Origin of the sequence: Streptomyces tanashiensis (genome assembly GCF_014648895.1) — a bacterium.
Lineage (GTDB): Bacteria > Actinomycetota > Actinomycetes > Streptomycetales > Streptomycetaceae > Streptomyces > Streptomyces tanashiensis.
In genome coordinates, this window is record NZ_BMRZ01000009.1 from 194,036 (window position 1) to 211,649 (window position 17,614).

At 74.2% G+C, this 17,614-nt stretch carries 16 protein-coding genes and 6 tRNA genes; 9 read left to right on the forward strand and 13 right to left on the reverse strand.

The features are described from left to right. Positions 1–37: 37 nt before the first annotated feature. Positions 38–595, forward strand: coding sequence for a CGNR zinc finger domain-containing protein (locus IE237_RS25440; RefSeq protein WP_189804436.1), 558 nt, complete (start codon positions 38–40; stop codon positions 593–595). Positions 596–639: 44 nt separating this feature from the next. Here IE237_RS25440 and IE237_RS25445 read toward each other — a convergent pair whose 3' ends face one another. Then, complete coding sequence (locus IE237_RS25445; protein WP_189804437.1) at positions 640–804, reverse strand: hypothetical protein; 165 nt, start codon at positions 802–804, stop codon at positions 640–642. A 122-nt stretch (positions 805–926) separates the two neighbouring features. Continuing rightward, positions 927–1,340: a hypothetical protein gene (locus tag IE237_RS25450; protein WP_189804438.1), complete on the reverse strand. Its 414-nt coding sequence runs from the start codon at positions 1,338–1,340 to the stop codon at positions 927–929. A 161-nt stretch (positions 1,341–1,501) separates the two neighbouring features. On the opposite strand from IE237_RS25450, the gene IE237_RS25455 reads away from it, so the two are divergent. Then, a complete protein-coding gene (locus IE237_RS25455; RefSeq protein WP_189804439.1) occupies positions 1,502–2,017 on the forward strand; it encodes a DsbA family protein in 516 nt (171 codons plus the stop codon). 41 nt (positions 2,018–2,058) lie between these two features. On the opposite strand, the gene IE237_RS25460 is transcribed toward IE237_RS25455, so the two are convergent. Genes IE237_RS25460 through IE237_RS25470 form a run of 3 tightly spaced genes read right to left on the reverse strand, consistent with a single transcriptional unit; the run spans position 2,059 to position 4,835 of the window. Next, complete coding sequence (locus IE237_RS25460; RefSeq protein ID WP_189804440.1) at positions 2,059–2,898, reverse strand: GNAT family N-acetyltransferase; 840 nt, start codon at positions 2,896–2,898, stop codon at positions 2,059–2,061. Between the two features lie 42 nt (positions 2,899–2,940). After that, positions 2,941–3,771, reverse strand: coding sequence for an aminotransferase class IV (locus IE237_RS25465; RefSeq protein WP_189804441.1), 831 nt, complete (start codon positions 3,769–3,771; stop codon positions 2,941–2,943). Next, positions 3,768–4,835, reverse strand: coding sequence for a chorismate-binding protein (locus tag IE237_RS25470; protein WP_189804442.1), 1,068 nt, complete (start codon positions 4,833–4,835; stop codon positions 3,768–3,770). Before IE237_RS25470 ends, IE237_RS25465 begins: the two co-directional genes overlap by 4 nt. A 255-nt stretch (positions 4,836–5,090) precedes the next feature. Between IE237_RS25470 and IE237_RS25475 the strand changes: the two genes are divergently transcribed. The 6 genes from IE237_RS25475 to IE237_RS25500 all read left to right on the forward strand — a co-directional run bounded on the left by IE237_RS25475 (position 5,091) and on the right by IE237_RS25500 (position 5,659). Next, positions 5,091–5,163 (forward strand) — tRNA-Gly (locus IE237_RS25475). A gap of 38 nt (positions 5,164–5,201) precedes the next feature. Next, a tRNA-Cys gene (locus IE237_RS25480) sits at positions 5,202–5,275 on the forward strand. 1 nt (position 5,276) lies between these two features. Then, positions 5,277–5,348 (forward strand) — tRNA-Val (locus IE237_RS25485). A 34-nt stretch (positions 5,349–5,382) separates the two neighbouring features. Further along, positions 5,383–5,457 (forward strand) — tRNA-Val (locus IE237_RS25490). Between the two features lie 27 nt (positions 5,458–5,484). Then, a tRNA-Val gene (locus tag IE237_RS25495) sits at positions 5,485–5,556 on the forward strand. Positions 5,557–5,584: 28 nt separating this feature from the next. Beyond that, positions 5,585–5,659, forward strand: a tRNA-Val gene (locus IE237_RS25500). Between the two features lie 52 nt (positions 5,660–5,711). On the opposite strand, the gene IE237_RS25505 is transcribed toward IE237_RS25500, so the two are convergent. From IE237_RS25505 to IE237_RS25515, 3 genes are all read right to left on the reverse strand, one after another. Then, positions 5,712–6,011 (reverse strand): TFIIB-type zinc ribbon-containing protein, encoded by a 300-nt coding sequence (locus IE237_RS25505; protein ID WP_189804443.1) that lies wholly within the window; start codon positions 6,009–6,011, stop codon positions 5,712–5,714. Positions 6,012–6,078: 67 nt separating this feature from the next. Then, the gene (locus tag IE237_RS25510; RefSeq protein WP_189804444.1) at positions 6,079–7,065 is read right to left on the reverse strand and encodes an aminoglycoside phosphotransferase family protein; all 987 of its coding nucleotides are present in this window, start codon (positions 7,063–7,065) and stop codon (positions 6,079–6,081) included. 249 nt (positions 7,066–7,314) lie between these two features. Then, complete coding sequence (locus IE237_RS25515) at positions 7,315–7,482, reverse strand: hypothetical protein (protein WP_189804445.1); 168 nt, start codon at positions 7,480–7,482, stop codon at positions 7,315–7,317. A 515-nt stretch (positions 7,483–7,997) separates the two neighbouring features. On the opposite strand from IE237_RS25515, the gene IE237_RS25520 reads away from it, so the two are divergent. After that, positions 7,998–9,212 (forward strand): serine/threonine-protein kinase, encoded by a 1,215-nt coding sequence (locus IE237_RS25520; RefSeq protein WP_189804446.1) that lies wholly within the window; start codon positions 7,998–8,000, stop codon positions 9,210–9,212. Positions 9,213–9,311: 99 nt separating this feature from the next. Here IE237_RS25520 and IE237_RS25525 read toward each other — a convergent pair whose 3' ends face one another. The 5 genes from IE237_RS25525 to IE237_RS25545 form a co-directional block, all read right to left on the reverse strand. After that, entirely contained in the window at positions 9,312–10,130 is an 819-nt protein-coding gene (locus tag IE237_RS25525) for a TrmH family RNA methyltransferase (RefSeq protein WP_189804447.1), read from the reverse strand. A gap of 108 nt (positions 10,131–10,238) precedes the next feature. Continuing rightward, positions 10,239–11,471, reverse strand: a complete 1,233-nt coding sequence (gene cobA / locus IE237_RS25530) for a uroporphyrinogen-III C-methyltransferase (protein ID WP_189804448.1) — start codon at positions 11,469–11,471, stop codon at positions 10,239–10,241. 314 nt (positions 11,472–11,785) lie between these two features. Next, on the reverse strand, positions 11,786–15,241 hold the full coding sequence (gene cobT, locus IE237_RS25535; protein WP_189804449.1) for a nicotinate-nucleotide--dimethylbenzimidazole phosphoribosyltransferase: 3,456 nt from the start codon (positions 15,239–15,241) through the stop codon (positions 11,786–11,788). A 306-nt stretch (positions 15,242–15,547) separates the two neighbouring features. Then, positions 15,548–16,792, reverse strand: coding sequence for a precorrin-6y C5,15-methyltransferase (decarboxylating) subunit CbiE (cbiE, locus tag IE237_RS25540; protein ID WP_189804450.1), 1,245 nt, complete (start codon positions 16,790–16,792; stop codon positions 15,548–15,550). A gap of 72 nt (positions 16,793–16,864) precedes the next feature. Then, positions 16,865–17,500 carry a GNAT family N-acetyltransferase gene (locus tag IE237_RS25545; protein ID WP_189804451.1) on the reverse strand — a complete coding sequence of 212 codons (636 nt, stop codon included), beginning with the start codon at positions 17,498–17,500 and terminating at the stop codon, positions 16,865–16,867. Positions 17,501–17,614 lie beyond the last annotated feature (114 nt).

A 17,614-nucleotide genomic window follows, 5' to 3' on the forward strand; every position in this document is an offset into this window, starting at 1 on the left:
CGCGGGCGCCCGCCCGCGGCCGGCCAGGGAGCGAATCGTGCTGATCCCCCACGACACCCGGATCGCCCTCGACACCGTCGTCGATCTGATGAACACCGCGCCCCAGGGCGAGCGGGCCGACGAGCTCGCGGACCTCCCGGAGCTCCACGACTTCCTGCACGCGCACAAGGTCAGCGGCGTGGGCGACCTCGGGCCCGACGACCTGCGCGCCGTGCGCGAGGTGCGTGAGAAGTTCGCGGCGGTCTTCTCCGCCCCCGAGGCGCGGATCGCCGCTCCCCTGATCAACCAGCTGGTGGCGGGTGCGGGTACCACCCCCCAGCTCACCGACCACGACGGCTACGACTGGCACGTGCACTACTTCGCGCCGGGCGCCTCGGTGGCGGACCACCTCGCGGCCGACTGCGGCATGGCCCTCGCGTTCATCGTCGTGGCGGGCGAGCAGGAGCGGCTGCGGCGCTGCGAGGCGCCGGACTGCGGCCGGGCCTTCGTGGACCTCTCGCGCAACCGCTCGCGCCGCTACTGCGACAGCCGCACCTGCGGCAACCGTCTGCACGTGGCCGCGTACCGGGCGCGCCGCAAGGAGGCCGCGGGCTGACGCGCCCCGCCCGGGGCGGCCGGTCCGCCCGGGGCCCGGGCCCGTCAGAGCACGAAGAGATCGTGCACCGCGGCCATCATCAGCAGACAGCCGATCACCCCGAGGAAGATCATCAGCGGCGGCTGGGAGAGCGCGAACAGGCAGCCGCGCGGCTCTTCGGCGGGGGCGTCGGTGGCGGCGGGCACGGGCTCCCGCGAGGTATCCAGCATCTCGGGGGGATGATCGCGCACGCCGGACCCGGCGAATCCCGCAACACGCCCCACCGCGGGGGCCGTTCACCCCTTCCCGTGGATCAGGGAACGGGGACGGACACCGGAATCGCCAGAAGTGATCAGATTCCGTGCTTCTTCAGAATCGCCTCGATGTCGCTGAAGTCCTCACCGGCGGACTGACCGGCCTGCGGCTTAGCCGTCACGGCACGGGAGGGCGCCGAAGCGGCCGGAGCCACGGCTCTCGGATCGGCTCCCCCGGCCGTCACCTCACGGCCGGCGCGACGCCGCTCCACGGCCCTGGTGGACAGGAAGAGCAACCAGGCGATCCCGAGTACGCCGAAGCCGGCCCAGGCCACCGGGCTGAAGGCCGTGTCGGCGATCCACTCGACCGCGCCCGTCATCACCAGACCGAGCGGCACCAGGGCGTAGGCCGCGGTCCGGGCGGCGGACAGGAACTTCTTCCGGTACGCCGAAATCGCGGCGATGCCCAGGCCCGCCGCGGACACCGCGGCACAGATGGTCTCGGCGAGCATGCGATCCTCCAGGTGCGGGGCCGATACGTCCCTTCCATCCTGCACCGCGGAGACCCCCCGGGGCCACGCCCCGAGCCCCGTATCAGGGAGATCTCCGGGTGATCCCGGCCGGGATCTCCTCCCCGGGGCACCCCCAGGTCCCGGTGAGGGAGACTGCTGTCATGAACGACTCCACCACCGCACCCGCCTCCCCCGTCGTCCTGGAGGCGTGGTTCGACCTCCAGTGCCCCGACTGCTTCCAGGCCCTCGACGACGTCCGCGCGCTCCGCGAGAAGTACGGCGACCGGCTCGACGTACAGCTGCGCCACTTCCCGCTGGCCAAGCACAAGCACGCGTACGCCGCCGCCCAGGCCGCCGAGGAGGCCGTCGAGCAGGGCAAGGGCTGGCCGTACGCGGAGGCGCTGCTCGCCAGGACCGCCGAGCTCGGCGAGCGGGGCGAGCCGGTCCTCCTGGAGGTGGCGACGGAACTCGGCCTGGACGCCGAGGAGTTCGACACCGCCCTGATCGACGGCCGGCACCTGCTGACCGTGGACGCCGACGAGGCCGAGGGCAAGGCGATCAAGGTCACCGGCACCCCGACCTACGTCATCGGCGGCGAGCGTCTGGACGGCGGCCAGAGCCAGGACGGCCTGCGGGAGCGGATCGAGGAGATCGCCGACCGGCTTCTGGCGGGCTAGTGCCCGTCCGGCCCTGATCCGGAGGACAGGCCCCAGGAGGGTCAGATCAGCGGCTTCGCGCTGTTGACGAGCGTCGTGCGGTAGCCGAGCGACTCGTAGAGCCGGATCGCCGGGGTGTTGCCCGCGAACACGTGCAGTTCGATCAGGCGCTCCCCGGCCTCCAGGGCGATGTGCTCGGCGAGCAGCATGAGGCCCCGGCCGTACCCCTTCCCGCGCTGCTCCTCGGCGACCTCGATCTCGAAGACGAAGCCCGTGCCCTTCCCGGGCTCGCGCTCCAGTCGGCCGACCCACAGGAAGCCGACGACCTGCCCGTCGCGCACGGCGACGGAGATGGTGACGCCCGGGGTCGCGAGGCCCTGCGGGAGGAAGCGGCGGCCGCTGTCCTCGGCCTTGGCGAGCGCCTGCTCCTCCGGGACGCCGCGGTCGATCCAGCTCTGTGCGAAGGCGGCCCGGGACTTCGCGGACCACTCCTCGAACTCCGCCTCGGTGACCGGGCGGTGCCCGAAGCCCTCCGGCAGCCTCGGCGGCTCGGACGGCAGCTCCTTGCGCATGTTCCGGCTGCGCTCGGTGTACCCCAGCGAGCGGGCCATCCGCAGCGCGGCCTCCGCCTCCGCGGGCACCGAGATCTGCACCTCGCCGCAGCCCCAGCCGCGCAGCACCTCCTCCGCGGCGAGCGCCGCCACCGTGCCCCGGCCCCGGCGCCGGTCGGGCTCGTCGACCAGGAGGCGCTCGATCAGGCCGGAGGCGGCGCCGAAGGCCTGATCGGTGGCGAGGTGGACGGATCCGACCCGGCGGCTGTTCACACAGATGTCGAAGGTGCGGGAACGGCCGCCGTCGGCGGACTGCTGAAGCGGCTCGGACGGCCGCAGGGTGGTGGTCATCACGGGTGTTCTACCCAGCCTGCCGCCACCCGTCATCCGGATTTACGCGAGCCTCGGGTCGCGGTCCGCGGCCGCCCGCTCGTCGAAGACCCGCATCGCCTTGGCGGTGACGGGGCCGGGCGCTGCCGCGAGCTCCCGGCCGTCGACCCGGTGCACGGCCTGGACGTCGCGGAGGGTCGAGGTCAGGAAGATCTCGTCGGCGCTCTCCAGCACGTCCAGCGGCAGGTCGGTCTCCTCCGCGCCGGTCCACTCCACGGCGAGCGCCCGGGTGATGCCCGCGAGGCAGCCGGAGGAGACGGGCGGGGTGAGGATCCGGCCGTCGACCACGACGAAGACGTTGGAGCCGGTGCCCTCGCAGAGCTGCCCCACGGTGTTGGCGAAGAGCGCCTCGGAGGCCCCCCGCTCGCGCGCCCTGGCGAGGGCGACGACGTTCTCGGCGTACGAGGTGGTCTTGAGTCCGGTGAGGGCGCCGCGTTCGTTGCGCGTCCAGGGGACGGTGATCACGGCGGTGGAGTCGGGGCGGCGGCCGGTCTCGCCGAGGGCGACGACCAGGCTCGGCCCGGCGTCGCCGCGCTCCGAGCCCAGCGGGGAGAGACCGCCGGTGTACGTGATGCGGAGCCGGCCGAGCTCCATCGGGTTGGCCTCCAGGACGGCGGCGCAGGCGCGGCGGACCTCGTCGAGGTCCGGGTCGGGCAGGCCGAGGCCGCGGGCGGAGCGGGTGAGCCGCTCCAGGTGGAGCGTGAGAGCAAACGTTTCGCCGCGCTCCGCCTTGACCGTCTCGAAGATGCCGTCGCCGACGGTCAGTCCGTGGTCCAGAACGGAGACCCGGGCGGTCTCCGCGTCGTGCAGCCCGCCGTTGACCCAGAGTTTCATCGAGAAGTGGCCTTTCCGCTCGCCTCAGAGGCGCCTGACTCGTAGGCGCCCGACGCTATCGCGACGAGCCGGTCCGCCTTCAGCTCGGTCTCCTCCCACTCGCGCTCCGGGTCGGAGCCCCAGGTGATCCCGGCGCCCGTGCCGAAGCGGAGCACGCCCTCGGCGCGGTCGATCCAGAAGGTGCGTATGCCGACGGCCAGCTCCGCGGTGCCCGCGTCGGCGTCGACCCAGCCGATGCCTCCGCAGTACGGGCCGCGGGGCGCGGTCTCCAGGGCCTCGATGATCCGCAGCGCGCTGGACTTGGGCGCGCCCGTGACGGAGCCGGGCGGGAAGGTGGCGGCGAGGAGTGCGGGCCAGCCGGCGTCCTCACGGAGGAGGCCGGTGACCGTGGAGACGAGGTGGACCAGGCCGGGGTGCTCCTCGACGGCGCAGAGTTCCGGGACGGCGACGGTGCCGGTCTCGCTGACGCGGCCCAGGTCGTTGCGGACCAGGTCGACGATCATCACGTTCTCCGCGTGGTCCTTGGGGAGGAGGTCGGCGGCGGTGCGGCCGGTCCCCTTGATGGGGCCGGAGGAGATCAGGGCCCCTTCCCTGCGCAGGTACAGCTCGGGGGACGCGGTGGCGATCTCCACTCCGTGCGCGGGCAGGCGGATCGTTCCGGCGTAGGGGGCGGGGTTCCCCCGGGCCAGGAGCGCGGTGAGGGCGTCGACGTCGGCGGCCGCCGGGTCCGGCAGCGGCGCGGTCAGCACCCGGCAGAGGTTCGCCTGGTAGACCTCGCCGCGCGCGATGTGCTCGCGCACGCGCCGTACGCCCGCGGTGTACGCGGCGCGGTCGAGCGAGGACGTCCAGTCACCGGCGGCGGGACCGCGCCAGCCGCCGGGGACGGGCGCGGGGACCGGGCCGGGCCGGACGTCCCCGAAGCGCGCGCAGGTGAGGCGCCCTTCGAAGTCCGCGCAGACGGCCCAGAAGCCTGCGGAGTCCAGTGCCTCGGGGTCGTGGGTGACGTCCCGGAGATCGGTCGCGACGAGGCCGCCGAAGCGGGCCAGAGGAGCAAGGTCGTGCACGCATCGAGTCTAGGTCGGCCGGAGGGGGAGCACGGGGTCGTGGACCGAGAGGCGTGGGAGGCGCAGGGGGCGGGGGCTCCCCGCCACCCCGGGGACACGGCGAGTGAACGCCACACGAACCCTCCGGGAGGCCCGGCCGGGCACCCTGAAGGGCTCGCAGGTCAGCACGCTGCGGAAACGCGTTTTTGTACTGGCCCAGGAATCCGCTAGAGTTCAACACGTCGCCGGGACGCGCAAGCGGAACGGAAACGACAAGCGGACGTGGCTCAGTTGGTAGAGCATCACCTTGCCAAGGTGAGGGTCGCGAGTTCGAATCTCGTCGTCCGCTCGATGTGGGGGATCTTCCCGAACCCCCTATTCACTCCTGGTGGAGTGGCCGAGAGGCGAGGCAACGGCCTGCAAAGCCGTCTACACGGGTTCAAATCCCGTCTCCACCTCCAAGGACGATTAGCTCAGCGGGAGAGCGCTTCCCTGACACGGAAGAGGTCACTGGTTCAATCCCAGTATCGTCCACTGGATCTTCGGATCCTGGATCTCCGGATCCCCCGCGCGATTAGCTCAGCGGGAGAGCGCTTCCCTGACACGGAAGAGGTCACTGGTTCAATCCCAGTATCGCGCACCACACTTCACGCACCCCTCGGGTGCGCCCGCGCGATTAGCTCAGCGGGAGAGCGCTTCCCTGACACGGAAGAGGTCACTGGTTCAATCCCAGTATCGCGCACGCAGTACCGACACCCTCGGGTGTACCCGCGCGATTAGCTCAGCGGGAGAGCGCTTCCCTGACACGGAAGAGGTCACTGGTTCAATCCCAGTATCGCGCACCACAGGAAGAAGCCCCCGGCCGCAGCTCGCGGCCGGGGGCTTCTTCGCGCCCGGTCAGGAGGAGAAGAGCATCCGCCCGAAGCCACGCTGACGGTAGTGGCCGCCGTGGTGACCACCGTGGTGGCCGCCCTGGTGCGGGGCGCCCCAGGCGGGCGCGGCGGGAGCGGCCTGCGCCGGGTAGGCCGGCGGGGCGGGCGCGGGCGGGGCCTGCTGGACCCACTGGGACTCCAGGCGGGTCAGGGCCTCCAGCTCGCCGTAGTCCAGGAATATGCCCCGGCAACCGCTGCACTGCTCGATCTGGACACCGTTGCGGTTGTACGTGTGCATGGCCGCATGGCACTTGGGACACTGCATGCTCGGCTCAACTCCCTGACATTGCCGTTCGAATGGTGGCTTCACCTTACGTGGACGCCGAAAGGGCCTACCCGGTTCGGTGCCCGGCGATGCGGGCGCAGGTGTCGATCATCACTTCCTCGACCTCGTCCAGCGGCCGGCGTTCGACCGTGGACTTGGCGAGGGCCAGCGCGGCGGTCTGGACCGTCAGCGCCCGTGCGGGCACGTCGAGTCGGCCCCACGGGTCGGCCTCCACGGCGGGGCCGCCGGCCTCCTGGTACGCGCCGAGGAAACGGGACCAGATCTCGGGCGGCAGGATCCCCGCGGCGAACCAGGCCGCGGGCCGCGCCAGATCCCAGGCGGGGTCGCCCAGGCCGAGGTCGTCGATGTCTATGAGCCGCCAGGCGGTGGGGGCGTCGACCGGCGCTCCGGCCTCCGGGCCGGCCGGGGGGCGGGTGGCCCGGACCAGCTGACCGAGGTGGAAGTCGCCGTGACAGAGCAGCCGGTACGGCGCCGGGGCCTCGGGGACCGTCCGCCAGGCGTCCAGGACGGTACCGGTCGCCGGGTGGTCCGGAGCCGTGCGGCGCATCCGGTCCACGGCGAGGGCCGCCTTCGCGGGGGCCCGCATGTCCGGGAGACGTCCGGCGCCGCCCGGCGGGGGCGGGGTGCGGTGCAGCAGGGCGAGGAGCCGTGCCGCCTCCTCCCACGGGGCGTCGTCGGGGTCCTCCGGGTCCACGGGCGGACCGTACGGCCAGAGGGTGACCGGGCGGCCGTCCAGCGCGTCGGAGCCGGACCCCGGCAGCGGCAGGGGCGGCAGGAAGACGCCGTCGACGTCCCGGTGCGCGGCCAGCGCGAGCCGTGCGCGATGCTCCTCCGGGTCCGTGCCGGGCGCGTGCGCCTTGGCGACGAGAGCCCCGTGCCGTACGACGGTCCCGTCGTCCCGGTCGGCCAGCACCCCGACGAGACCGCTCGGGCAACGGCAGGAGGCGTCCGCCGGGTGAGCCGCCGCACGGGCGAGGGCGGCGAGGCCGTGGAGCGGCGGCGAGGCGGAAGAGGTCGGGGGTGCTGAGTCCACTCCCGGAGCGTACGGGGTGCCCCGGCCGGATCCACCGGGCGGATTCACCGGCCGGAGTCACCGGCGAGATTCACTGGGCGGATTCACTGGGCGGATTCACTGGGCGGACGAAGCCCGTCGGGAACGCGCGAGGGCCGGTCAGCTCCCCAGCTGACCGGCCCCACGCTGCCGTCCGCCGCACCCCCGTCCCCACGGGGTTGAAGGCCGGATGTCCCGACCCGGGCCGCTCTCCCGGGTCCGGGGCGCCTCTCAGCGCCCCAGCATCACGCCCACGGACGACGCCTGTGTGACCACCGCTTCCCAGCCGCCGAAGACGACCACGAGCAGGGCCGCGAGAGGGAGGACCATGGCCGTGGCCACCAGGGGGTGACGGCGGCCCGAGGGCCGGGTGGTCGTCCGCGGTGCCGTGTAGGCCATGGTTCCTCTCCTGTCGTGTTCCGGCGCGGCGGGTGCGTGACCTCGGGGGACGAGTGCTGCACCCGCCGCTTGACCTCAACACTAGGGAGCGGGGGGCGCCGGGACGTCATGCCCGCGTACCGACTTCCGGGCCTCCCGGAGGATGACGCCCGCCCGTGCGGCGTACTCCCCTGGGTGGAGACGGGAGTCCGGAACCCCGGGTCTTCCCGGAGGGGACGCGCGGAACGGGCGCGGCGGCGTGACTTCGCTCACTTCCCCGGGCCCCGTGTTCCCGGGCGGGCCCCGCAACCCCTGGACCGGTCCCCCGAACCCGCCCCCGAGCCCTTCCGCCGGATCCGGCGCCGCTCGTCAAGTGGGTTTCCCTGACCGGGGGTTGGGCGCCGCATCCAGGGACGCCCCTCCCCCGCCTTCCCCCTCAGCACTGACAATCGATCCCGGTGCGAGGGCGCGGCCTATGAGCGCGTACGGGCGCCACTACGTAAGCTGTGCCACGTCGAACGGACGAGGGGACGGACATGGCGATGATGCGGCTCCGGCGCGAGGATCCGCGGATCGTCGGGTCGTTCCGGCTCCACCGCAGGCTGGGGGCCGGCGGGATGGGCGTCGTGTACCTGGGGTCCGACCGGCGCGGCCAGCGGGTGGCGCTGAAGGTGATCCGGCCCGACCTGGCCGAGGACCAGGAGTTCCGCTCGCGGTTCGCGCGCGAGGTGTCGGCGGCCCGGCGCATCCGCGGCGGCTGCACGGCCCGCCTCGTCGCCGCCGACCTGGAGGCCGAGCGCCCCTGGTTCGCCACCCAGTACGTGCCCGGACCTTCGCTGCACGACCGGGTCGCCGAGGAGGGCGGGCTGCGCGCCGCCGACGTCGCCTCGATCGGGGCCGCCCTGTCGGAGGGCCTCGTCGCCGTCCACGAGGCCGGGGTCGTGCACCGCGACCTGAAGCCCTCGAACATCCTGCTCTCCCCCAAGGGCCCCCGCATCATCGACTTCGGCATCGCCTGGGCCACCGGGGCCAGCACCCTGACCCATGTGGGCACGGCCGTCGGCTCGCCCGGCTTCCTCGCCCCCGAGCAGGTGCGCGGTGCGGCCGTCACCCCGGCCACCGACGTCTTCTCGCTCGGTGCCACCCTCGCGTACGCGGCCATGGCCGACTCGCCCTTCGGGCACGGCAGTTCCGAGGTCATGCTGTACCGCGTCGTGCACGAGGAGCCCCAGCTGCACGGGGTGCCGGACGCGCTGGCGCCGCTCATCAGGGCCTGTCTCGCGAAGGACCCGGAGGACCGTCCCAGCACGCTGCAGCTGTCGATGCGGCTCAAGGAGATCGCGGCGCGCGAGGCCCAGGGGCTGCCGGTCTCCCGGCCGCCCGTGCAGCGGGAACGGGCCGAGGAGCGGAACACCGTCCGGCCGACCGAGCGGTACACCGAGCGGGACGTGCCCGGCCGTGGGCCGGAGCGCGGCGGGGAGCGGGGTCCCGAGCGCGGTGAGCGCGGCGGGGAGCGTGAGCGGGGGCAGGGGCGTGCGACCGGTGCCTCGTCCCGGTCCTCGGCCGGGCCCCGGACCGGTGGCTCGCGCGGACCCCAGTCCCGTCCCGGGACCCGGCCCGGCGCGCGCTCCACGTCGACGGGCCGCCGCCCCGCCAACCCCCGGCTGCTGCGGCAGCGGCTCTTCGTCTTCGTGGTCGTGACCCTGGTGGTCGCCCTGGGCATCGCCGCCGCGCAGGCCCTTCAGGGGTAGGGCCGGCCGGGGTGCCGCTTCGGTCGTGGGTCAGGTCGGGTCGGGTCGTGCGCCGGGCCGCGGGGCCCCCTCGGGACGTGGGCCCGGCCGAAGGCCCGGCTAGGACTCCGGGCGGCCCGTCGCCACGGCGTAGAACGCGACGGCCGCCGCCGCGCCCACGTTGAGCGAGTCGACTCCGTGGGCCATCGGGATGCGCACCCACTCGTCGGCGGCGCGCAGGGCCTGCGTGGACAGGCCGTCGCCCTCCGCTCCGAGCATCAGCGCCACCCGGTCCAGGCGGTGCGGGGCGGCCTCGTCGATCGAGGTCGCCTTCTCCGCCGGGGTCAGCGCGAGCAGCTTGAATCCCGCCTCCCGTACGGTCTCCAGGCCGCGGGGCCAGCTCTCCAGACGGGCGTACGGGACGGAGAACACCGCGCCCATCGACACCTTCACCGAGCGCCGGTACAGCGGGTCCGCGCAGTCCGGGGACAGCAGCACCGCGTCCATGCCGAGCGCGGCGGCGCTGCGGAAGATGGCGCCGATGTTGGTGTGGTCGTTCACCGACTCCATGATCACCACACGGCGGGCGCCGGAGAGCAGTTCGGCGGCCTCCGGCAGCGGCTTGCGCTGCATCGAGGCCAGCGCGCCCCGGTGCACGTGGTAGCCGGTGACCCGCTCGGCGAGGTCCGGCTGGATCGCGTACACCGGCGCCGGGACCTCGTCGATGACGTCCCGCATGACGTCCACCCACTTGGCGGACAGCAGCATCGACCGCATCTCGTACCCGGCCTGCCTGGCCCGGCGGATGACCTTCTCGCCCTCCGCGATGAACAGGCCCTCGGCCGGCTCGCGCCTGCGGCGGAGCTCGACGTCGGTCAGGCCGGTGTAGTCGCGCAGGCGCGGGTCGTCGGGGTCGTCGATCGTGATGAGTTCGGCCACGAGGTGATACTGCCTTGTCCGGGGTGTGGTGCCAATGTGTGCGGAGGGGTGGCCTGCTGGCGGCCACCCCCGGTTGCTCGGCCGTCTCCTGCTGGTTCGGGCCTCGCGCTACTTCGTCAGTCTGTCCGGGCCCTCGGTGACCACGTCGCCGATCACGATGACCGCCGGCGGGCGGACCTCCTCCGCCTTCACGGTCTCCGCGACCGTCGCCAGCGTGGCGTCCACCCGGCGCTGCGTCGCCGTGGTGCCCTCCTGGACCAGGGCCAGCGGGGTGTCCGGGTTCTTGCCGTGGGCGATGAGCGCCTCGGCGATCTTGCCGATCTTGTCGACGCCCATGAGGATCACCAGCGTGCCCGTGAGCTTCGCCAGGGACGCCCAGTCGACCAGCGAGCGCGGGTCGTCGGGGGCCACGTGACCGCTGACCACCGTGAACTCGTGGGCCACCCCTCGGTGCGTCACCGGGATGCCGGCCGCGCCGGGGACCGAGATCGAGCTGGAGATGCCCGGGACCACCGTGCAGGCGATGCCCTCCGCCGCGAGGGCCTGGGCCTCCTCCATGCCCCGGCCGAAGACGAAGGGGTCGCCGCCCTTGAGGCGGACCACCGACTTGCCCTGCTTGGCGTGCTCGATGAGGGCGTTGTTGATGGCCTCCTGGGCCATGAAACGCCCGTACGGGATCTTCGCCGCGTCGATCACCTCGACGTGCGGCGGCAGCTCGTCCAGGAGGTCACGGGGGCCGAGCCGGTCCGCGATGACCACGTCCGCCTCGGTGAGCAGTCGGCGGCCCCGGACGGTGATCAGGTCCGGGTCGCCCGGGCCGCCGCCGACCAGGGCGACGAAGGGGGTGCGGGAGCGGTGCGCGGGCGCGGCGATCGAACCGTCGCGCAGACCCTCGACGATCGCGTCGCGCACGGCGGCGGAGCGGCGGGGGTCGTGGCCCGTGAGCACGGCCACCGTGACGCCCGCGTCCCGGCCGGTGGCCGGGGTCCAGGCCGTCGCCGCCTCCGCGTCGTCCGCTCGTACGCACCAGGTCCTGGTGCGCTCGGCCTCGGCCGAGGCGGCGGCGTTCGCGGTCGGGTCCGTGGTCGCCACCAGGGCGTACCAGGCGTCCGCGAGGTCGCCCTCCTCGTACCTCCGCTTGATCCAGGTGATCTCGCCCGTCTCCGCCATCACGTCCACGGACGGGGTCGCGGAGGGCGAGATCAGGGTGATCTCGGCGCCCGCGGCGATCAGGGCCGGGAGCCGGCGCTGGGCGACCTGGCCGCCGCCGAGGACGACGACGCGGCGGCCGGCGAGGCGCAGGCCGACGGGGTAGGCGGGGTGCTCGGCGTTCTCTGCCATGGGTGAGCGGCTCCTCGGGGCGTGGCATGTGCGGGGCCGCTGCGGCGGTGAAGCGGCTGGTGGGACGGGGCTCGGTCGCCCACCCCCACGATATCGGTGACGGGGCCCTGTCACGCTGTGACGGATCTCCCCGTTGTACGTCCCTGACGTGGGGGCCGCTCCGGAACCGTGTTCGGGACTGCATGACTTACGGCGCCTGCGGGGCCACCGAATTCCTGGACGCTTCTTACGCGCCACACATCACGCTCTACGTCCCGAACCCGGTTCCTGCGCGTCCCCCACTTCCCTGAGTGGGTGGGGGACGCGCCGGGGTGCTACTTCTCGGTGACTCCCGCCGAGTCGAACGTGGCCACCTCGTGCATCGCGCGTGCCGCGCTCTGCACCAGCGGGAGGGCGAGGAGGGCGCCGGTGCCCTCGCCCAGGCGGAGGTCCAGGTCCACCAGCGGGCGCAGGCCCAGCTTGTTCAGGGCCGCCACGTGGCCCGGCTCGGCGCTGCGGTGGCCCGCGATGCACGCCGCGAGGGACTCGGGGGCGATGGCGCGGGCGACGAGGGCCGCCGCGCCCGTGGAGACGCCGTCCAGGATCACCGGGGTACGGAGCGAGGCCGCGCCCAGGATCAGGCCGACCAGGGCCGCGTGCTCCAGGCCGCCGATCGCCGAGAGGACGCCGATCGGGTCGGCCGGGTCCGGCTTGTGCAGGTCGAGCGCGCGACGGACCACGTCCACCTTGCGGGCGTGCGTCTCGTCGTTGATGCCGGTGCCCCGGCCCGTGACCTCGGCCGCGTCCACGCCGGTGTAGACCGAGATCAGCGCGGCGGACGCGGTCGTGTTCGCGATGCCCATCTCGCCCGTGAGCAGTGCCTTGTTGCCGGCTGCCACGAGGTCGCGGGCCGTCTCGATGCCCACCTCGATCGCCGCCAGGACCTCGTCCCGGGTCATCGCGAGGCCGGTGGTGAAGTCGCCGGTTCCCGGGCGGACCTTGCGGGGCAGGAGGCCGGGCGTGGCCGGGAGCTCGGACGCCACGCCCACGTCGATGACGCAGACCTCGGCGCCGACCTGGTTCGCGAAGGCGTTGCAGACCGCTCCCCCACCCAGGAAGTTGGCCACCATCTGGCCGGTGACCTCCTGCGGCCACGGGGTGACGCCCTGGGCGTGGACACCGTGGTCGCCGGCGAAGATCGCCACGGCGGCCGGCTCCGGGATCGGAGGCGGGCAGACGCGGGAGAGACCCGAGAGCTGCGCGGAGATGATCTCCAGCATGCCCAGGGCGCCCGCGGGCTTGGTCATGCGCTTCTGGCGCTCCCAGGCCTCGCCGAGCGCCTTCGCGTCCAGCGGGCGGATGTTGGCGACGGTCTCCTGGAGGAGGTCGTGCGGCTCCTCGCCGGGCAGGGCGCGGCGGCCGTACGTCTCCTCGTGGACGACCCAGGCCAGCGGGCGGCGCTTGGACCAGCCCGCCTGCATCAGCTCGGGCTCGTCGGGGAACTCGTCGACGTAGCCCACGCAGAGGTACGCGACCACTTCGAGGTGCTCGGGAAGGCCGAGGGTACGGACCATCTCGCGCTCGTCGAAGAAGCTGACCCAGCCGACGCCGAGGCCCTCGGCGCGGGCCGCGAGCCAGAGGTTCTCGACGGCGAGCGCCGAGGAGTACGGGGCCATCTGCGGCTGCGTGTAGCGGCCCAGCGTGTGGCGGCCGCCCCGGGTCGGGTCGGCGGTCACGACGATGTTCACCGGGGTGTCGAGGATGGCCTCGATCTTCAGTTCCTTGAACTGCTTCGCCCGGGCCTTCGGCAGCGACTTGGCGTAGGCCTCGCGCTGACGCTGGGCCAGCTCGTGCATCGTCTGCCGGGTCTCGGCGGAGCGGATGACCACGAAGTCCCAGGGCTGCGAGTGGCCGACGCTGGGCGCCGTGTGGGCCGCTTCGAGGACGCGGAGGAGCACCTCGTGCGGGATCGGGTCGCTGCGGAAGCCGTTGCGGATGTCACGGCGCTCGCGCATCACGCGGAGGACCGCCTCGCGCTCGGCGTCGTCGTAGCCGGGGGCCGGGGCGTCCACCTCGGGGGCGTCCGCCACAAGGGCTTCCGCCGCCGGGGATTCCGCCGTCGGGGATTCCGGCTCCGGGGCGCCGGCCTCGGAGGCGGGCGCCTCGGGGGCCGGGGCCGGGGCGTCGGAAGCCTGGGCTTCCAGGTCCTGCTGCTCGGCGGTCGGCGCCTCGGGGGCGGCCTGAACCTCCGGCTCGGGGGCCCTCTCCGCCGGAGCGTCCTCGGCGACCACCGGGATCTCCTCGGCCACGGCCTCCAGCGGGGCCTCGGCCGGCTCCTCGGCCTGCGGCTGGGCCGGGGCTTCGGCCTGCGGCTGGGCCGGGGCCTCGACCGGGACCTCGGCAGGGATCTCCACGGGACCCTCGACGGGCGCGGGCTCCGTGAGTTCCTCCGCCGGCTCCGGCGCCGGGGCCTCGGCGGGCGCCGCTTCGGCGACCTCGGCCTCGGCCTGCTGGACCGGGGCGGGCTCCTCCACGGGCTGCGCGGGCTCGGCCGGGGCCTCGGCGGCCGGTTCGGCGGCCTGCGGCTCGGTCTCCTGGACCGGTACGACCACCTCGGCCGCGGGCTCGGCCTCGCGCGGGGCGGGGACCGTGGCCTGGGGTTCGGGGGTCTCTTCCGGGGTCTCGGGGGCCGTCTCCACGACGGCGGCGGGCGCCTCGGGGACCTCGGGCGCCTCCGGGGCCTCGGACGCCTCGGGCGTCTCCGGGACCTCGGGCGTCTCGGCGGCGGGCTCCTCGGCGGCCGGGGCCTGCGGCTCGACGGCCTGGGGTGCCTCCGGCGCCGGGATCGGGGCCAGGTGCGGGGCCGTCGGGACGGAGCCCTCGACCTGGACGAACTGGGCCGTCGGCGGGACGACCGTTTCTGCGGGTGCCTGCGGCGCGGGCTGCTCCTGCGGCTGCGCGACCCACGGCTCGGCGCCCTGCGGGGCCAGCTGCTGGTCCTGCGCGATCTCGAAGTACTCGGGGCCGGTGGTCGGCGGGCCCGGGTTGCGCAGCGGCATCGGGGCGGGGGCCGTGGCCACGACCGGCTCGGGGGCCGGTGCGGGCTGCGGCACGGGTGCGGGCGCGGCGGCGGCCGGGCCGCGGTCGGCGAGGGAGAGCACGACGCCACCGGTGGCGTCGGGCACCGGCGGGCCCATGTGCAGCGGGCGCCGGGCCGGCGGCGGGGTCGCTGCCGTGGCGGGCGGGGGCACGCGGACGCCGCCGAGGTCGACGGAGCCGGTGTCACGGCCGGCCGCCTCGTGGGCGCCGGTGTCGAGGATGCCCGGCTCGTAGCCGTGCTCGGTGAGGACCGGCTCCTGCGGGGCCACCGGGACGCCGTGCGCCGGGGTGCCGAGGTGCACCCCCTGCGGCGGGGTCTGGCCCTGCGGGGCGGTCAGCACGTCGGCGAGCGCGACCCCGTCGGGGAGCGGGCCCGTGAGCGGGTCCGGCAGCGGGTCGGTGAGCGGGTCGCCCATCGGGGCGGCCGCCTCCGGGGCGGCCGCGTGCGGCACGCCCTGGTTCGGGACGAGGTGCGGCGGCGGCACGGCGACCGGCGGCGCGGGCACGACGCCCGGCGGGTGCTCGCTCCAGGCGCCCTGGGCGCCCGGCATCAGGAGCAGGTCGTCGTCCTCGGTGGTGTGCTCGGAGGGGTCCAGGAAGGTGTACGCGCCCGGAGCGGGGATGCCCGGCTGCTCGACCATGCCTGCGTTCTCCGGCAGCCCCTCGCCCGGGACCTGGCCGGTGTCCGTCATGCGTACCCCTCGCCCATCGCTTGTGCTCCTTCAGACCTGCGCCCGTCGACAAGAACGAGCGTGCGCGCCGCGCGGCACGAAGCACACGCGGACACCCACACATTGTCGCGGCCCTCGGCCATCGTGGCAGGGAGATTTGCCACGGTGCGCTGTGGACTGCGCCACGTCGCGCGGTCCCCCCTGGTCGCGTACCACGTCAGTGGCGCAAAGCGGCCACCCATTCGGGACATTGACGAACAGAGTGCCGAACGTCCCGGTGCGGTACAACAATCGGCCAGCCTACCCTGCCCCGGTGGGGCGGCCGGGTCACGGGGCTCGGTCGATCCTGCGTCCGGACAGCAGGAACACGACCGAACGCTCGCGTTCCGACCAGTCGTCCGGGTCGAGTCCGACGGTCTGGAGGAGGAGGCTCTCGACGGTGTAGCCGCCGTCGGCGAGGGCGGCGCCGATCGCCTCGGCCTCGTCGCGGGTGGAGGCGTGCGCGACGATGCGCTCCGGGCGCCGGTCGGTGCAGGCGGTGACGACGGGGACGCCGCCGGCCGCGATTCGTACGACGTCGGGCTCGGGCAGGCTCTCCAGGACGTGCGGGGCGCGTCCCGGGACGGTCTGGAGGAGGACTCCGTGGCGGCGGGCGGCCCGTTCGGTGCGGGCGCAGGCCGCCGGGTCGGTGTCCACGGCGATGACGGCGGCGCCGAAGCGGGCGGCCTCGACGGAGAAGGCGCCGCCCGCGCAGCCGATGTCCCAGACGAGGTCGCCGGTGCGGGGCCCGAGGCGGGCCAGCTGGGCGGCTCGGAGGGCGGGGTCGGTGCCCGCGCCGGGGCGGGCCCGGCCGGTTCCCGGGCCTTCGCCCTCGGAGTCGTACTCCTCGGTGGGAAGGCCCCAGCCGCGGACCGTCCGGGCGGCCGGGTCCTGGCCCATCAGCCAGGGGGCGGCAGGGGTGCCGCCGACCGCGCCGCCGATGACGAGGACGACGTTCGGGTCGCGCCAGGCGTGGTCGGCGGCCTTGTCCGAGGTGAGGACGGAGACCTGTTCGCGGTCGGTGCCGAGCTCCTCGCAGATGACGAAGGTGCGGTGGACGCCTTCGAGGAGGAGAGCGAGTTCGGCGGGCCCCGCGCCCGGCGAGGTGAGGACGGCGACCTTGGGGTGGGCGCGGCAGACGTTGACGGCGCGGCGCAGGGTGCGCTGGTGGGCGACGACGATCCGCGCGTCCTCCCAGGGCATGCCGGCCCGTGCGAAGGCGGCGGCGACGGAGGAGACGGCGGGGACGACCTCGACCTCGAGGCCGTGCTCGGGCGCGCGCAGGGTGCGGACGACGCCGAAGAATCCGGGGTCTCCGTCGGCGAGGACGACGGCGGTGCCGCGGTGTCCCGCGATGCGGCGGGCGGCGAGGTCGACGCTGCCCAGGCGGATGCGTTCGGCGCCGGGGGGCACCTCGGGCAGCGCGAGGTGGTGGGCGGCGCCCGCCACGAGGGTCGCTGCGGAGAGCGCGGACCGGGCCGCCGCGGTGAGGGGCGAGCCGTCCCAGCCGATCACCGTGACGCGGTCGGCCATCGTCGTCTGTCTCCCTCGGGTGTTGTCGCAGGTCGGGGGCGTGCCGAGCGTACCCCGGGATCGTTCCGGGGCTCAGCTCCAGTCGGTGTACGAGGAGTAGCCCGCCTCGGCCATCTGGTCGGCGACGCCGTCGAGGTCCTCGGGGAGGAGGCCCCAGACGATGAAGTCGGTGCGCAGTTCGGCCCAGGTGCCGTCCTCGGTGCGGGTGCGGGCTATGCAGGCGTTGCGCAGGACGCCCTCGCTGATGCAGCCGATCTTCTGGGCGACCTGCTGGGAGGCGGTGTTGTCGGCGGCGGTGCGCAGTTCCAGGCGTTCGAACTTCTGGTCGCCGAAGAGCCACTGGGCGGTGGCGAGGGCGGCTTCGGAGGCGTAGCCCTCGCCCCTGGCCCAGGGGGCGATGATGTAGGACATCTCGGTGGAGCGGACCCGCCAGTTCGTGTTGCTCAGCTGGACGACGCCGACGAGACGCTGCGTCAGGAACTCGGTGACGGCGAGGTCGAGGCCCCGGCCGGCGGTGCGCTCAGTGGGGGCGTACTCGGTGATCCAGCCCCGTGCGGCGTCCTCGGTGTAGGGCTGGGGCACGGCCGTCCAGGCGGCGACCATCTCGTCGTTCATCATCTCGGCGAGGGCGGGGGCGTCCGCCTCCTCGAGCGCGCGCAGCACCAACCGGTCCGTGTTGATGGAGATGTCCGGAAAGGTGGTAGTCATGCGCAGCTCCATGCCGTGGACCGTCCGAATCGAGCGTGAACGCACAGCATGCAGCATGCGGCCGCCGGTGCGCATGGCCGGGTCGGATGTGGCGAAGGCCCCGCGCACCGGACG

What these genes read in the sequence shown, in the direction of transcription:
- IE237_RS25445 (WP_189804437.1), bottom strand. Translation starts at nt 804, where the DNA reads ATGCTGGATACCTCGCGGGAGCCCGTGCCCGCCGCCACCGACGCCCCC.
- IE237_RS25450 (WP_189804438.1), bottom strand. Translation starts at nt 1,340, where the DNA reads ATGCTCGCCGAGACCATCTGTGCCGCGGTGTCCGCGGCGGGCCTGGGC.
- IE237_RS25455 (WP_189804439.1), top strand. Translation starts at nt 1,502, where the DNA reads ATGAACGACTCCACCACCGCACCCGCCTCCCCCGTCGTCCTGGAGGCG.
- IE237_RS25460 (WP_189804440.1), bottom strand. Translation starts at nt 2,898, where the DNA reads ATGACCACCACCCTGCGGCCGTCCGAGCCGCTTCAGCAGTCCGCCGAC.
- IE237_RS25465 (WP_189804441.1), bottom strand. Translation starts at nt 3,771, where the DNA reads ATGAAACTCTGGGTCAACGGCGGGCTGCACGACGCGGAGACCGCCCGG.
- IE237_RS25505 (WP_189804443.1), bottom strand. Translation starts at nt 6,011, where the DNA reads ATGCAGTGTCCCAAGTGCCATGCGGCCATGCACACGTACAACCGCAAC.
- IE237_RS25515 (WP_189804445.1), bottom strand. Translation starts at nt 7,482, where the DNA reads ATGGCCTACACGGCACCGCGGACGACCACCCGGCCCTCGGGCCGCCGT.
- IE237_RS25520 (WP_189804446.1), top strand. Translation starts at nt 7,998, where the DNA reads ATGGCGATGATGCGGCTCCGGCGCGAGGATCCGCGGATCGTCGGGTCG.
- cobA (WP_189804448.1), bottom strand. Translation starts at nt 11,471, where the DNA reads ATGGCAGAGAACGCCGAGCACCCCGCCTACCCCGTCGGCCTGCGCCTC.
- cobT (WP_189804449.1), bottom strand. Translation starts at nt 15,241, where the DNA reads ATGACGGACACCGGCCAGGTCCCGGGCGAGGGGCTGCCGGAGAACGCA.
- cbiE (WP_189804450.1), bottom strand. Translation starts at nt 16,792, where the DNA reads ATGGCCGACCGCGTCACGGTGATCGGCTGGGACGGCTCGCCCCTCACC.
- IE237_RS25545 (WP_189804451.1), bottom strand. Translation starts at nt 17,500, where the DNA reads ATGACTACCACCTTTCCGGACATCTCCATCAACACGGACCGGTTGGTG.